This window comes from Sphingobium sp. DN12, assembly GCF_051058005.1.
GTDB lineage: Bacteria > Pseudomonadota > Alphaproteobacteria > Sphingomonadales > Sphingomonadaceae > Sphingobium > Sphingobium yanoikuyae.
Window position 1 is genome coordinate 1,514,829 of sequence record NZ_CP173717.1, and the last position, 14,757, is coordinate 1,529,585.

Consider the following 14,757-nt stretch of genomic DNA (forward strand, 5'->3'; position numbering starts at 1 on the left):
AGTTTAGCGTTGGCTTATTGCACGCGCGTGACCTTGTAGCCCTTGGCCTTGAGGAGATCGACGAGATTGTCCTTGCCGGTCAGGTGGCCGGCGCCCACCGCGATGAAGGGGCGGCCCTTCAACTTGTCGACCGCGCCGACCCAATCGCGGTTGCGCGCGGTCAGGATCGCGTCCTCGACCACCGGGTCGGGCTGCTCGCCATTCTGGTCCTCTTTCGCGATCGCCTCCATGTCGCCCTTGGCCCATGCGGTCAGGATGCGATTGTAGAGGGCCTTCATGTCCTTGGCTTCATGGATGGTCTGGATCAGCAGCTTGCGCTGCGCCGCTTCGGGCAGGCCGTCAAAGGCGCCGAACTGGCGCTCGACGGTTTCGAGGCCACCGATCGGCCGGCCCTTGAAGGCGGCGATCAGTACCGGTTCGACGCCATTTTCCTGGCTGACGTTCAGGCTTTCCTGCGACGCGGCGGACAGCAGCATGGCGGCCGCCCAGCTTTCATAGCCCGACAGCGCCTGCGCGCTGGTGCCGCCTTCCTTCACGATCCGGTCGAGTTCGGGGCGCTCGCCCGCCGGCACGCGCGCGTCGAGCGCGGGCAGGTTGGGGCTGCGGCCCATGCTTTCGAACAGGCCCAGCGTCTTCTGCTGGTCCTGCAGGTCGGCGGCCTCCAGCACCAGCTGGTCGGCATCCTTCCAGGCCTGCTTGATCGTCGGCGTCTGCCACTCGACCCCTTCGGGCAGGACATGGATGGTGCCGAAGATCCAGCCGTCGAGGCCCGCGCGTTCCACCCGCCACAGCGCTGGCCCTTGGCCGGCCTCGACCTTGGGGGCAGGGGCCTTCTGCTCGCTGCCGCAGGCGGCGATGAGGGCAAGGCCGCAGAGGGCCAGAAAACGGATCATCCAGCTTTTCATGGCCTTATTCCCCCTGCTTCACACGCGCGCTGGCGATGCCCAGCGCCTTCAACTGATCCTGCACGCTGCCCTTGCCGGCCAGATGGCCCGCGCCAACGGCGACGAAGACGGTGCCGGGCTGGTCCAGTCGCGCCTTGATCCACTTGGCCCAATTGGCGTTGCGGTTGATCAGCAGCACCTGCGCCAGTTCCGGCGTGGCCTTGAGCGAATCATTCATTTCGTCCGCCAGCTTTTCCGGCTGGCCGGTCTGCCAATGGTTGAGCAGGGCGGCGAACTCGCCTTCCATCCCGTCCATGCCCTCGACCGTGGCGTTGAGGAACTGAACCTGCTGCGCCATCGGCAGGTCGGCGAAGAAATTGAGCTGCTGCTCCACCGTTTCCAGCGCGCCGACCTTCTTGCCGGCCTTCTCGGCCGCGGCGCGCAAGATCTTTTCCGCGCCGATGTCGGACTGATAGCCCAGCTTCTGCAGCGGCGCGACCGACAGGATCATGCCCGCCATCCACGGATTGAACGCCTCGAACGACTGCCAGGGCACCCCGGCCGCCACCATCGCCGCGCGATATTTCTGCGCGGCGTCGGGTGCGAGCCGGGTGGACAGGGCGACCCGGTCGGTCGCCATCGCCTTGCCCGCCATCATCTGCGCCATCTCGCCGGGATTTTCCGGCTCGATGATTTCCAGCACCAGTTCATCCGATGCGTCGAACGCCTGCTTCACCCCGCCCTTGAACCAGTCGATCCCCGGTTTCAGCACATGGACGGTGCCGAACAGATAGATGGTCGTGTCGTCATCCTTCACCTGCCACAGGGCAGGGGCGACGTTGGCAGCGATGTTGGCGGGTTCGCGGGCGGTGACGGGCTGGGCCTGGCCCCAGGCGCCGAGCAGCAAAAGTCCCGCGGAAAGCCAGCGGGACGGGAAAGCGGTCAGTCTCATATCCCTTCCATGCGGGCGCCGGGCGCGCAGGGCAAGCGTCTTAACCCTGTTCGACGCGGCTTTTCCTTGACCCTTGGCCCGCGCTGCGCCAAGGCGCGGCCGACCATAATCTGTCATTATTGCAAGGACCACCGGTGGCCGAGGGCAAAGCGCTTTCCTTCCAGGACCTCATTCTCACCCTGCACGCCTATTGGGGCAAGCAGGGTTGTGTCATTCTTCAGCCCTACGACATGGAAGTGGGGGCGGGTACATTCCACCCGGCGACCACGTTGCGCAGCCTGGGCCCCAAGCCCTGGAACGCGGCCTATGTCCAGCCCAGCCGCCGTCCGACCGACGGCCGCTATGGCGAGAACCCGAACCGGCTGCAGCATTATTACCAATATCAGGTGATCATGAAGCCCAGCCCTGCCAACCTGCAGGAGCTATATCTGGGCAGCCTCAGGGAAATCGGCATCGATCCGCTGGTCCACGACATCCGCTTTGTCGAGGATGACTGGGAAAGCCCGACGCTGGGCGCCTGGGGCCTGGGCTGGGAAGTCTGGTGCGATGGCATGGAAGTCACCCAGTTCACCTATTTCCAGCAGATGGGCGGCTATGACTGCAAGCCGGTCGCGGGCGAGCTGACCTACGGCCTGGAACGCCTCGCCATGTATATTCAGGGCGTCGACAGCGTCTATGACCTGAAGTTCAACGACCAGGGCGTCACCTATGGCGATGTGTTCCTGGAAAATGAGCGGCAGATGTCGAAATGGAATTTCGAGGTCGCCGACACCGAAAAACTGTTCCGCTGGTTCAAGGACTGCAAGGCCGAGTACGACCAGTGCATCGCCAATGATGTGCCGCTCGCGGCCTTCGAACAGGCGATCAAGGCCAGCCACACCTTCAATCTGCTGCAGGCGCGCGGCGTGATCTCCGTGCAGGAGCGCGCCAGCTATATGGGCCAGGTCCGCGACATGGCGAAGGGTAGCTGCGAAGCGTGGATGAAGACCAACGGATGGACCGCCTGATGACCATGAATAATATCGTCATCCCAGCGAAGGCTGGGATCTCGGGCCATGTGGCACTGCATTCGCTTGCGGCCCCAGCCTGCGCTGGGGCTTCGGAGGAAATCGCATGACCGATTTCCTCCTCGAACTGCGCTGCGAGGAAATTCCCGCGCGCATGCAATTGAAGGCGTCCGACGATCTGGCCCGCCTCTTCACCGAGGAGCTGGCCAAGGCCGGGCTCAAGCCCGCGTCGATCGACAGCTTCGTCACGCCGCGCCGTCTGGCGCTGATCGCCCGCGATCTGCCGCTGGAAACCGCGGCGGTCAGCGAGGAGTTCAAGGGCCCCCGCACCAGCGCCCCGGCGCAGGCGCTCGAAGGCTTCCTGCGCAAGACCGGCCTGACCCAGGATCAGCTGGAGGATCGCGACGGCGTCTGGTTCGCCGTGGTGAACAAGCCCGGCCGCGCCACCACCGACGTGCTGGCCGAGGCCGTACCGGCCGTCATCCGCGCCTTCCCCTGGCCCAAGTCGATGCGCTGGGGCGCGGCCAGTGCCACCACCGAAAGCCTGCGCTGGGTCCGTCCGCTGCAGGGTATCATCGCACTGCTTGGCGGCGAGATCGTCCCGCTGTCGATCGAAGGGATCGAGGCTGGTCGCGAGACGGTGGGGCATCGCTTCCATTCGACCGGCACCATCAGCATCGACGGCGCCGACGATTATGCCGACCAGCTGCGCGCCGCCTATGTCATCGTCTCGCATCAGGAGCGTCAGGCGATCATCGAGGCGAAGGCCGGCGAGGCCGCTGCGGCCAAGGGCTATAGCGTGATCGAGGACAAGGGCCTGGTCGCGGAAAATGCCGGCCTCACCGAATGGCCGGTGCCCTTGCTGGGCGATTTCGATCCGGAATTTCTTGAGGTTCCGCCTGAAGTCATTCAGCTAACCCTGCGTATCAACCAGAAATATTTCGTTCTGCGCGATGCGGCAGGCAAACTGGCCCCCGCCTTCATCTGCACCGCCAATATCGAGGCGAAGGATGGCGGCGTGGCGATCGTCGCCGGCAACCGCAAGGTGCTGGCCGCGCGCCTCAGCGACGCCCGCTTCTTCTGGCAACAGGACCGCAAGACCCCGCTCGCCGAGCAGGCGAAGAAGCTCGGCCGCATTACCTTCCATGAAAAGCTGGGAACCGTGGCCGACAAGGTCGAGCGCGTCGCCAAGCTGGCCGAATGGCTGGCGAGCGAAGGCATCGTGCCGAACTGCGACCCGGCGCTGGCGCGTCAGGCGGCGGAACTGTGCAAGGCGGATCTCGTCACCGAAATGGTCGGCGAATTCCCTGAATTACAGGGTGTGATGGGCGGCTACTATGCCCGCGCCGAAGGCCTGCCCGACGCCGTCGCCGACGCGATCCGCGACCATTATAAGCCGGTCGGCCAAGGCGATGACGTCCCCACCGCGCCGGTCACGGTGGCGGTCAGCCTGGCGGACAAGCTGGATACCATTGCGGGCTTCTTCTTCATTGGAGAAAAGCCGACAGGTTCGAAAGATCCCTTCGCTTTGCGCCGGGCCGCAATCGCTGTGTTAAGCCAGGTGACGCAGGCCAATCTTTCGGTGCCGTTGCTTCCGATTGTCAAACTGGCTGCCGCCAATGTGGCATTCCAGCGCCAAACGCCCCCGATTGCTAAAGTGATGCCGGTTCTAGATGCGATTGGCGCGCTGAAGACGGACCTCAGATGGTCGGAGATTTTTGATCGTCTGATAGTTGGCGCAACAAATGTGACTAACGAGGATGCGCAGAGGTACGTGCAAGCGTCGGAAATGACGGCTGTTGATGTCCTCGACTTCTTCGCTGACCGTCTCAAGGTGCAGCAGAAGGAAGCGGGCGTTCGTCATGACCTGATCGACGCGGTGTTCGCGCTGGGTGGCGAGGATGATCTTGTCCGCCTGCTCGCCCGCGTGAAGGCGCTTCAGTCCTTCGTCGCGACCGATGATGGTGCCAATCTGCTCGCGGGTTACAAGCGCGCCGCCAATATCCTCAAGAAGGAAGGCGGCGAGCAGGCGGAGGCGATTTCGCTTTCCTATGAACCCGAAAAGGCGGAAGCTGATCTGATCGCTGCGCTCGACGTGGCGGAACCGCAGGCGGCACAGGCTGTCGCGGCCGAGGAGTTCGAGGGCGCCATGGCAGCGCTCGCGACGCTCCGTGCGCCGATCGACGCTTTCTTTGAGACCGTGACGGTGAATGATGCTGATCCGGCGAAGCGCACGACTCGCCTCGCGCTGCTGGCGCGGGTCCGTGATGCAGTGCACAATGTCGCCGACTTTTCGAAGATTACAGGATAAGGAAACGAAATTCCAAAATCTGCGGGAAATATGCGAAGTTAAGCGGGATAAGTCCTATCCCCTAATGGCTTGAGCCGCTAATTGCGGCATTATTATTGCAACGCACAACTCGGCAATCAGTGCAGGGAGAGCCGGTATATGGTTATGACGGAAGAGGCCCAGATGAGCACCACTTCGACGCGCTATGTTTATCGTTTCGGCGGTGGCGTGAACGACGGGGGCAAGGGCGACAAGAATCTGCTAGGCGGCAAGGGTGCGAACCTTGACGGCATGGCCGCGATCGGCCTGCCGGTGCCGCCGGGCTTCACCATCACCACCGAAATGTGTACCCGCTATTATACCGATGGCGGCGTCTATCCCGAAAGCCTGAAGGCGGAAGTCGCCAATGGCATCGCCCATATCGAGGCGGTCACCGGCAAGAAGTTCGGCGACGCCGCCGATCCGCTGCTGGTCTCGGTCCGCTCGGGCGCGCGCATCTCGATGCCGGGCATGATGGACACGGTCCTCAACCTCGGCCTCAATGACGAGACCGTGCTGGGCCTGGCCGCCGCATCGGGCGACGAGCGTTTTGCCTGGGACAGCTATCGCCGTTTCATCCAGATGTATTCGGACGTGGTGCTCGAACTCGATCATGGCGCTTTCGAGGAAGCCCTTGAAATCGCCAAGGAAGATCAGGGCTACACGCTCGACACCGAAATGACCGCCGACGACTGGAAGGCGCTGGTTTCGGAATATAAGGCGCTGGTCGCCAAGCTCTGGAACAAGCCTTTCCCGCAGGATGTCGCCGACCAGCTCTGGGGCGCGATCTCGGCCGTGTTCGGCAGCTGGCAGGCGGACCGCGCCAAGGTCTATCGCCGCCTGAATTCGATCCCCGGCGACTGGGGCACTGCCGTCAATGTGCAGGCGATGGTGTTCGGCAATATGGGCGACACCTCGGCCACCGGCGTCGCCTTCACCCGCGACCCGGCGACCGGCGAGAACGCCTATTATGGCGAATATCTGATCAACGCCCAGGGCGAGGACGTCGTTGCCGGCATCCGCACCCCGCAGTACCTGACCAAGCAGGCGCGCGAGCGAGCAGGGGCCAAGCCGCTGTCGATGGAAGAGGCGATGCCGGAAACCTATGCCGAACTGGCACGGGTGTTCGACATCCTCGAAACCCATTATCGCGACATGCAGGACATCGAGTTCACGGTGCAGCAGGGCAAGCTCTGGATGCTCCAGACCCGTTCGGGCAAGCGCACCGCCAAGGCCGCGCTCAAGATCGCGGTCGAAATGGCCAGTGAAGGCCTGATCACCGAGGAAGAAGCCGTCGCCCGCGTCGATCCCGCCGCGCTCGACCAGCTGCTCCACCCGACCCTCGATCCCAAGGCGCCGCGCGACGTGCTGACCAAGGGCCTGCCCGCCTCGCCGGGCGCAGCCAGTGGCGCGATCGTGTTCGATGCCGACACCGCCGAGCGTCGCAACGAACTGGGCGATGCCGTCATCCTGGTCCGCGTCGAAACCAGCCCGGAAGATATTCACGGCATGCACGCGGCCAAGGGCATCCTGACTGCGCGCGGCGGCATGACCAGCCACGCCGCCGTGGTGGCGCGCGGCATGGGCCGTCCCTGCGTCTCGGGTGCGGGCAGCCTGTCGATCGACAATGCCAACAAGATCCTGCGCATCGGCAGCCGCGAGCTGAAGGAAGGCGATATCCTGACCATCGACGGCGCCACCGGCGAAGTCATGGCGGGCGAAGTGCCGACCGTGCAGCCCGAACTGGCCGGCGACTTCGGCATCCTGATGGCCTGGGCCGACAAGGTTCGTCGCCTCAAGGTCCGCGCCAATGCGGAAACCCCGCTCGACTGCCAGACCGCACGCGACTTCGGGGCCGAAGGCGTGGGCCTGTGCCGTACCGAGCATATGTTCTTCGACGCGGCCCGCATCACCGCCGTGCGCGAGATGATCCTGGCCGACAGCGAGAAGGGCCGCCGCGTCGCGCTCGACAAGCTGCTGCCCGAACAGCGGGACGATTTCGCGCAGATCTTCATGGTGATGGCCGGCCTGCCCGTGACCATCCGCCTGCTCGATCCGCCGCTCCATGAATTCCTGCCGCATGGCGAAGCGGAGTTCGAGGAAGTGGCCAAGGCTGCGGGCGTCGGCGTCGATGCGCTCAAGCGTCGTGCGGCCGAACTGCACGAATTCAACCCGATGCTGGGCCATCGCGGTTGCCGCCTGGGCGTGACCTATCCCGAAATCTACGAGATGCAGGCCCGGGCCATCTTCGAAGCCGCGCTGATCGTGAAGGAACGGAGCGGTGAAGCGCCGATCCCGGAAGTCATGATCCCGCTCGTCGCGACGAAGAAGGAACTGGAGCTGATGAAGGCGATCGTCGATCAGGTCGCCAAGGACGTGTTCGCCGAGCAGAGCGCGTCGGTCGACTATCTGGTCGGCACGATGATCGAACTGCCGCGCGCGGCGCTCAAGGCCGGTGAAATCGCCGAAGTCGGCGAATTCTTCTCCTTCGGCACCAACGACCTGACCCAGACCACGATCGGCATCAGCCGTGACGACGCCGGCCGTTTCCTGACGCAATATGTCGACAAGGGCATCTTCGCCCGCGATCCGTTCGTCAGCATCGATGTGGAGGGCGTGGGCCAGCTCATCGAACTGGCGGCCGAACGCGGCCGGGCGACCCGCCCCGGCATCAAGCTCGGCATCTGCGGCGAGCATGGCGGTGATCCGGCCTCGATCGCCTTCTGCGAGGCGACCGGCCTCGATTATGTCTCGGCATCGCCCTATCGCGTGCCGATCGCCCGCCTCGCTGCGGCGCAGGCCGCTCTGGCGAAGAAGTAAGAGGAAAGGGCGGGAGGCAACTCCCGCCCTTCTTCGTTTCAGGGGGTCAGGCCTGGCCGGTGAGGCGGCTTAGCAGGCCCGGCTTCTCGCCTCGTTCCAGATCATGGGCCTGGCCGCGCCAGTCCTCATGCGCGATCGTGCCGGGCTTGAGGACCAGGCGGGCTTCCAGCGTCGCCTCCTGCTCGCCATTCAGCGCCGCGATCTGGCCATAGCGATGGTAGCCCGCCTCGTTGAGCGCGACCTCCTGCGTCTGGCTGATGCCGTTGATCCGGCTGAGGTCATCGCGGCCATGCACGCCGCCGGCCACGGCGGCGGCGGTGCCGGGGCCGATCGGCGCGGACTGTCGCTCCAGTTCGGCAATCCGTTCATTGGCGGCATTCAGCCGCGCATCGCGATCCCGGACGGCATGGTGGTGGGCGCTTTGCTCCTCGCGCCACAGGCGCTTATATTTGCCTCGGCCGCTCATCATCAGGCCAAGCACCAGGCCGGCCAGCAGCGCCACCAGCAGCAGCGCAATCTCATTGGGTGTGAAGCTCATGTCGGCATCCTTTCCAGCGTCGAAACGATCAGCCCGCCGGGAAGTTGCCGAAAACGCCCATGGTTCGGGCATTGTCGAAAAAAGTGAAAGAAAGTGCTTGCCAGCACCGCCGGACGCTTCTAACAGCGCCACTCCAACGCACCCGTAGCTCAGCTGGATAGAGCATCAGACTACGAATCTGAGGGTCGGACGTTCGAATCGTTCCGGGTGCACCATTTTCCTTCATCGCTGAAAGATCGAACGCAATTCACTGTAGTTGCTTTAGATTTTGCTGCGTCAATCGGCATTGACGCCGGGCGCGATCTGGCGAAGCATTCCATCATGCGCACGACATTGGGCATCTGCACCCGCAAGGCACGCTATGCCACGGAGGAGGAGGCCTGGGCCGTCGTCCGTCGCGCATCCATCGTCCTGCGGCCTTATCGCTGTGCGCTGTGTCGCCAATATCATCTGACCAGCCGGACCAAGGGCATGCGGCTGCGGCCACCCTATCGGGAATGACCGATCGGAGACCGAAGCGGTTGCCAGACCATTTTCCCTGCCGAAGTCAGCATGCTAGGATCGGTGCATCGTTCGACATGCGGGGAATATCCATGGTCTGGATCGCACGCCTCCTTCTGTTCATTCCGTCACTCGTTGCTGGCTGGTTCGTGTCGCAGGAAGACCCGCGCTACTGGGTGATTGCGCTGGCGATCGGCCTCACTTTCCTGGCGCTGGGCATCATTGCCGCCATCTACATCCCGATTCTCCATCCCTGGCCGCGGCGCAAGCAATAGGCGGCGAGGGGCAAGTCCCGGAAATACGGGCTTTTGTCGGCGATTTTCGCATAAATTTCACATTGATGATTTTTGGGGGTTGCCAGATCAGCCGGGCCCTTATATCTGCGCCTCCACAACGCACCCGTAGCTCAGCTGGATAGAGCATCAGACTACGAATCTGAGGGTCGGACGTTCGAATCGTTCCGGGTGCACCATTCCTTCACAGGAATATAATGGGCCGGAAACCGCAAGGTTTCCGGCCCATTTGGCTTTCTGGAGCTAGGCGCTCAGCCGAGTGCCAAGGCGACGATTGCCTCGATGTCGAGATGATCCTCCAATTGCGCGGCGATGGCATCCAGTGCCCTGTCGACCGACTGGTCATAATCCGCCACGCCACCATCGGCGCCCAGCCGGGCAAGCAGGGCCGCGCGCAGCGGGCTGCTGGCGAGCAGGCCATGGACATATGTGCCCATCACCCGGCCGTCGGCGCTGATCGCGCCGTCTGCATTGCTGCCCAGGCGTGCGAAGGGGCGGTCGCTGTCGGGGCCGGTCGTTTCGCCGATATGCATTTCATAGCCGCCAAAGATGGCGCCCAGCGCCACGCCTTCGACCCGTTCCAGCCGTTTGCCCGTCGACAGTCGCGTCTCGACGTCGAGCAGGCCAAGGCCCTCGACCGTGCCGGCCGGTCCCTCAATGCCGTCGGGATCGGCGATATGGCGCCCCAGCATCTGATATCCGCCGCAAATGCCCAGGATCGCGCCGCCTCGGCGATGATGCGCCAAGATGTCGATGTCCCAGCCCTGCGCGCGCATGGCCGCCATGTCGGCGATCGTCGCCTTGGAGCCGGGCAGGACGATCAGCGCGGTCTCGGCCGGTATTGGCTGGCCGGGTGGCACCATGCGCAACTCCACGCCGGGATCGAGCTTGAACGGGTCGAGATCGTCGAAATTGGAAATACGCGGCAGGATGGGGCAGGCGATGACGGTGCGCGCGGTTCCGGGCTGTGCTGTCCGCTCCAGCACCACCGCATCCTCGCTGGGCAGGCGGGCGGTTGCCTCCAGCCAGGGTATAACACCAAAGCCGCGCCAGCCCGACAGCGCTTCGATCTGGCGATAGCCATCTTCGAACAGCGCGGGGTCTCCCCGGAACTTATTGATCAGGAAGCCGCGGATCATCGCGGCATCGTCCGGGTCGATCACGGCCCTGGTGCCGACGATCGCCGCGATCACGCCGCCCCGGTCGATATCGCCGACCAGCAGCACCGGTACATCGGCGGCGCGGGCAAAGCCCATGTTCGCGATGTCGCCGGCGCGCAGGTTGATCTCGGCCGGTGATCCGGCGCCTTCGACCACGACGATGTCGCATTGATCCTTCAGCCGCTCATAGCTTTCCAGCACGGCACCCAATAACTGTCCGCGCGCACTGCGGAAATTGCCGCTGCCCAATGTGCCGCGCACCTGGCCATGGACGATCAACTGGGATGTCCGGTCGGCCTGGGGCTTCATCAGCACCGGGTTCATGTCCGTATGCGCCTCGACCCCGCAGGCGATCGCCTGCAGCGCTTGTGCGCGGCCAATCTCGCCGCCGTCCACGGTGACGGCGGCATTGTTCGACATATTCTGTGGCTTGAATGGCCGGACGCGGTAACCCCGGCGGAGCAGGGCGCGGCATAGCCCCGCCACCAGCACCGATTTGCCGACGTCCGATCCGGTTCCCTGCAGCATGATTGCGCCCATGGCCTGTTCCTGCAAGCCGGACGCAATGATGGCAAGGGTTTAGAGTCTGTTTGGAAATGCGCCTCTGGCGCATCCGCACCGGCCCGCACCCCCACCCGGCCGCCCAGGCATGGTATCCTGATGGGTGGCCGGGTGGGGGTGCGGGCCGGTGCCGCATCGAAAATGCGCTTTCCCGCGCATTTTTCAGACAGGTTCTTAGCGCATCAGGCGACCAGGGTCGGCATCCCGCAGCGCATCTGGTGGACCTTGACCGTCGCGGTGCCCAGCTTCACGCCAAGGATGGCGGTGAGGTTGCTCAGCAGGTCGTCCAGGATGGGGGCAGTCGTACCCAGCAAGCCGGCAACAGGTGAAATCAGGGGGCTGAGCGGCAGTTGCAGCCCGGCGAGCGTCACCGTGACCTTGGTCTGGTTGGCCAGGCTGGAGGCGACCCCCTGGGTCAGATCCTGGGTGCTGACGGTCTTGCTCTGCTTCCCGGAAATATCGCTGGGCGTGAACAGGACATTTTGCTGAGTCACGCCGCCCAGTGCGATATTGGCATAGGCATGGACCTGGGTCAGCGATCCGAGGACCGACGCCAGAGTCGCGGTACGCGGATTGGCGGGCGTCGAGAAATTGGTGAGCGCGGCTTCATCGACGTCACCGATCACCGCCGTCCCGATCGACGGCTTGACCGCCAGCGTCACGCCATTGTTGATGGCACCCTGATCGCAGACGATATTCGACAATTGCGCTTCGGCCGATGCCAGTTCGACATAGAGCGGGATGCGGATCGTCGCGATCCCGGTCAGCAGGGTGGCGACCCGGCTTTCCAGGAAGATGCGGGTCTGCGCCGTGCGCAGGATGAAATTCTTGTCGTTGGTGATGCTGATCAGGGGCGTGCTGGCCTGGCCGGTGCCGGTGATGAGCTTCAGCCGCGTGCTGGTCAGTCCCGGAACGTTCAGGGTCAGGTCCAGTGGCACGGCGGTCGAGGATGGCGGGCTCAACACCATGCGCAGCATCGAGAAGGAGTCGAGCAGCAGGCTGGGCTGGCCGGTCGAACTGCCGGTCCCCTTCATCGGCCCCAGATCGATGACATCGCTGAGGCGGACGCTCTTGCCCGGCAGCTTGCCGCCGATATTGCGGAGCAGGGCGGCCGTGCCGCTATTGTCCGCGGTGTCGGCAATGGCGCCGATGACGTCGGACAATGGAATATTGGCGCCGAACAATTCGCCATAAGCGGCATCATTGCGTCCGGTGCGGACCTTGAGCGCGTCGGCGAAATGGAGCAGGTCGACGTTCAGGTTGGCCAGCCCCTGATAGTCCATGACCGACAGATTGAGTTCCGTCCCGGCAAGGGCCGACAGCAGCATGTTGGGAAGGCCGCCGCTGAGCGAGGCAAGGCCGGTGCCGATGGAGAAGGCTGCCGCGTCGGAGCGCGCGGCAGTGGCATGGGCGCGCACATCGACGCCATCCTTGCCGACCAGCAGGCGGCCGAAGAACAGCGGCGTGCGTCGCTGGACCTGGACCTGGATCGCACTGGCGCGCGGGTCGCCCGACACGAAGCGATTGCCGACCGCGACTGCACTGTTCTGGTCATAATAACCGGTCTGGACCGCCACCAGGGACACGCCAGGCACGCCGCTCTTGGTCAGCAAGGCTTCGGCGGCCGATCGCCCGCCACTGCTGGCCGCCAGCGCGGCGGCATCGGCCACGCCCTGCAACTGGCGCTTGGCGAGATAGACCGATCCCAGGTCGACGGCCACCGTGGCGGCGCCGGCGAGCATGAATAGCGATCCCGCCAGCAGAACGCTGATGCCGCCGCGCTTGTCGACGAGCAGGTTGCGCATGCGCTTGTGCGGCTGGCTCATGATGCGATCCGCACGACGGCGCTCCGCTGGATCTGGGCAGCGGGCATCGGAAAGATGGCGGCGGAAAAGAAGGGCGCGTTGCTGAGATTATAGGTCAGGGTGACCGTATAATAGCCGCTATTGGAATTGGCCGCGACGCCGATCGTCTGTGCCCCCGGCAGCGGAAAGGACGGGCGGCTGGCATTGACGCTTTCGTCGACCAGCGCCCGGCGCTCGTTCGCGGTCATGCCGGCCACGGCCGCGCGTGCCGCGTCATTGGCCGCCTGCTGCAGGCTATGGGCGGTCATCAACCAGCCACCATAGAGCAGGATGCCGAGCAACAGGATGATCATCAGGGGGAGGGCGAAGGCGGCTTCGACAAGCACGCTGCCACGCTCATGACGGGACATGGCCTGGCCCAGTCGGGCGAGGCGAAGCACCGCATGGAGAGGAGGGTTCCGCATGTCACTCCAATAAAGGCGCAACATTCAAAAAGCGGTATGCGAAATTCGCGCACATTTTGTGCGAATTATGTAAATCCGAAGCCGCGTTTTCGGGGCTTTTCGGACATTTCGGGGAGATGCTGAACGGTCTACACGGACAAATCCGCTATGACCGTTGGATTTTACATCATTGGGCTCCGGCTTGGTCGTTTTCGCTCAAGCAGGGCGGGGTCATTACCAGCACGACGCCCTCCGTTCCGTAGGTGCCGCGCAGTTGAACGAGGGCGCCCTCCATGGGAAGCAAGGCGCCGCCATTGGTGAGCAGATGGGCCTGGACCCGGCGGTCGCCCTCGCCGCGCAGCACGGCTTCCAGCTCCTGACGGAAATGCGGCCGCTGTGGCAGGGCGATGAGGTCGGTCATATAGGCGTTGATCAGGCGGGCTTCGGGCAGCCCGACCAGGGTGCAGATGGTGGCATCGACATATTCGATGAAACCCCGGTTGGAGAGGCGGGCATAACCTACGCCGCCATGGATGCCCATCGCCTTGAGAATGGCCGATTTGACGTCGGCCAGGCGATGGCGCTGCACGTCCGACGTGATGTCACGCAAAAGCAGACCTATGCCGTCGGCGAAGGGAAAGGTTTCGACGTGGAGCCAGCTATCGTCGCGGAAGGGGGAGGGAATATCTGCAGCGCTGATTTCGCCGGACACCTGGCTATGCCGGGCATGCGCCTCGGTCAGCGTGCCGACCAGTTCTGGCAGCGCATCCCACAGCATCTGCCCTTCCAGCCGACGGTCCCAGCGCCGTGCCATGGCCAGTGCGACCGGATTGATCAGGTCGATGCGAAAATCGGCGCGGCACAGGATCAGGCCCTGTGCCATGCGCACCGCCAGTTCGCGCAATCGATCCGGATTCTGGTCGAACTCGTCCTGGCTGGCGAGCGCCTTAAACCGGTCCAGCCCCATGAAGACATGGGTTTCGCGGCCATGGTGGGTGATCAGCAGGGGATGTCGCGCGCCGATCTCGCGCCAATGGGCGAAGTTGCGGACCAGCTCCGCGGCGGTGACACTCCTGTCGTTTATGTCGTCCGGCATAATTGACCCTCTCCCAAATCTGGGTGCAGGCACAAAGACCCCCACCAACGGATGACGGCTAAGTAATATCCCTTATGTGCGGCGAACTGGTGTTGCTTTGCGAGCAATGGTGTTCAAACAGTATCAAGAGCCGTAACTGCGCTGGAGTTCCAGGGCATCGAGCATTTTTCCGCCCGCCATGAAGACGGCACCGGAGCAGGCGAGGGCAAGCAACTGGCCGCCGACGCCGGGATATTGATGCATATAGACGACGCCGCGCTCGCTGGCGCCCAGCGCGAGCGCATAGATGACGAGGAAAGCCTCGAACTTGGTCTTGATCGTGAAGAGGCGTTTGATCCGTTCCATCAGACTCATCCGAGGCTTTCGTC

General features: G+C 63.9%; 13 protein-coding genes and 2 tRNA genes. 7 read left to right on the forward strand and 8 right to left on the reverse strand.

Annotated features, from left to right (window positions below; all coding sequences use genetic code 11):
• Positions 1 to 14: 14 nt before the first annotated feature.
• Complete coding sequence (locus tag ACI6S0_RS07270) at positions 15 to 905, reverse strand: TraB/GumN family protein (RefSeq protein ID WP_434405344.1); 891 nt, start codon at positions 903 to 905, stop codon at positions 15 to 17.
• Between the two features lie 4 nt (positions 906 to 909).
• Positions 910 to 1,836, reverse strand: coding sequence for a TraB/GumN family protein (locus tag ACI6S0_RS07275; RefSeq protein WP_037519958.1), 927 nt, complete (start codon positions 1,834 to 1,836; stop codon positions 910 to 912).
• A 134-nt stretch (positions 1,837 to 1,970) separates the two neighbouring features.
• Here ACI6S0_RS07275 and ACI6S0_RS07280 point away from each other — a divergent pair, with 134 nt between their 5' ends.
• The 3 genes from ACI6S0_RS07280 to ppdK all read left to right on the forward strand — a co-directional run bounded on the left by ACI6S0_RS07280 (position 1,971) and on the right by ppdK (position 7,992).
• Entirely contained in the window at positions 1,971 to 2,843 is an 873-nt protein-coding gene (locus ACI6S0_RS07280; RefSeq protein ID WP_004207307.1) for a glycine--tRNA ligase subunit alpha, read from the forward strand.
• A 106-nt stretch (positions 2,844 to 2,949) separates the two neighbouring features.
• A complete protein-coding gene (gene glyS / locus ACI6S0_RS07285) occupies positions 2,950 to 5,154 on the forward strand; it encodes a glycine--tRNA ligase subunit beta (RefSeq protein ID WP_434405346.1) in 2,205 nt (734 codons plus the stop codon).
• Positions 5,155 to 5,292: 138 nt separating this feature from the next.
• Positions 5,293 to 7,992 carry a pyruvate, phosphate dikinase gene (gene ppdK / locus ACI6S0_RS07290; protein ID WP_434405347.1) on the forward strand — a complete coding sequence of 900 codons (2,700 nt, stop codon included), beginning with the start codon at positions 5,293 to 5,295 and terminating at the stop codon, positions 7,990 to 7,992.
• A gap of 46 nt (positions 7,993 to 8,038) precedes the next feature.
• Here ppdK and ACI6S0_RS07295 read toward each other — a convergent pair whose 3' ends face one another.
• Complete coding sequence (locus ACI6S0_RS07295; protein WP_434405348.1) at positions 8,039 to 8,530, reverse strand: hypothetical protein; 492 nt, start codon at positions 8,528 to 8,530, stop codon at positions 8,039 to 8,041.
• 138 nt (positions 8,531 to 8,668) lie between these two features.
• Between ACI6S0_RS07295 and ACI6S0_RS07300 the strand changes: the two genes are divergently transcribed.
• The 4 genes from ACI6S0_RS07300 to ACI6S0_RS07315 all read left to right on the forward strand — a co-directional run bounded on the left by ACI6S0_RS07300 (position 8,669) and on the right by ACI6S0_RS07315 (position 9,503).
• Positions 8,669 to 8,745 (forward strand) — tRNA-Arg (locus tag ACI6S0_RS07300).
• Positions 8,746 to 8,851: 106 nt separating this feature from the next.
• Positions 8,852 to 9,031 carry a hypothetical protein gene (locus tag ACI6S0_RS07305; protein WP_434405349.1) on the forward strand — a complete coding sequence of 60 codons (180 nt, stop codon included), beginning with the start codon at positions 8,852 to 8,854 and terminating at the stop codon, positions 9,029 to 9,031.
• 92 nt (positions 9,032 to 9,123) lie between these two features.
• On the forward strand, positions 9,124 to 9,306 hold the full coding sequence (locus ACI6S0_RS07310) for a hypothetical protein (protein WP_099233491.1): 183 nt from the start codon (positions 9,124 to 9,126) through the stop codon (positions 9,304 to 9,306).
• Between the two features lie 120 nt (positions 9,307 to 9,426).
• Positions 9,427 to 9,503, forward strand: a tRNA-Arg gene (locus tag ACI6S0_RS07315).
• 72 nt (positions 9,504 to 9,575) lie between these two features.
• Here ACI6S0_RS07315 and ACI6S0_RS07320 read toward each other — a convergent pair.
• The 5 genes from ACI6S0_RS07320 to ACI6S0_RS07340 all read right to left on the reverse strand — a co-directional run bounded on the left by ACI6S0_RS07320 (position 9,576) and on the right by ACI6S0_RS07340 (position 14,734).
• Complete coding sequence (locus tag ACI6S0_RS07320; protein ID WP_434405350.1) at positions 9,576 to 11,024, reverse strand: cobyric acid synthase; 1,449 nt, start codon at positions 11,022 to 11,024, stop codon at positions 9,576 to 9,578.
• 203 nt (positions 11,025 to 11,227) lie between these two features.
• The gene (locus ACI6S0_RS07325; RefSeq protein WP_434405351.1) at positions 11,228 to 12,871 is read right to left on the reverse strand and encodes a TadG family pilus assembly protein; all 1,644 of its coding nucleotides are present in this window, start codon (positions 12,869 to 12,871) and stop codon (positions 11,228 to 11,230) included.
• A complete protein-coding gene (locus ACI6S0_RS07330) occupies positions 12,868 to 13,314 on the reverse strand; it encodes a TadE/TadG family type IV pilus assembly protein (RefSeq protein ID WP_434405352.1) in 447 nt (148 codons plus the stop codon). Before ACI6S0_RS07330 ends, ACI6S0_RS07325 begins: the two co-directional genes overlap by 4 nt.
• A gap of 166 nt (positions 13,315 to 13,480) precedes the next feature.
• Positions 13,481 to 14,389 (reverse strand): histidine kinase, encoded by a 909-nt coding sequence (locus ACI6S0_RS07335; RefSeq protein WP_434405353.1) that lies wholly within the window; start codon positions 14,387 to 14,389, stop codon positions 13,481 to 13,483.
• A 123-nt stretch (positions 14,390 to 14,512) separates the two neighbouring features.
• Entirely contained in the window at positions 14,513 to 14,734 is a 222-nt protein-coding gene (locus tag ACI6S0_RS07340) for a hypothetical protein (RefSeq protein WP_029547748.1), read from the reverse strand.
• Positions 14,735 to 14,757 lie beyond the last annotated feature (23 nt).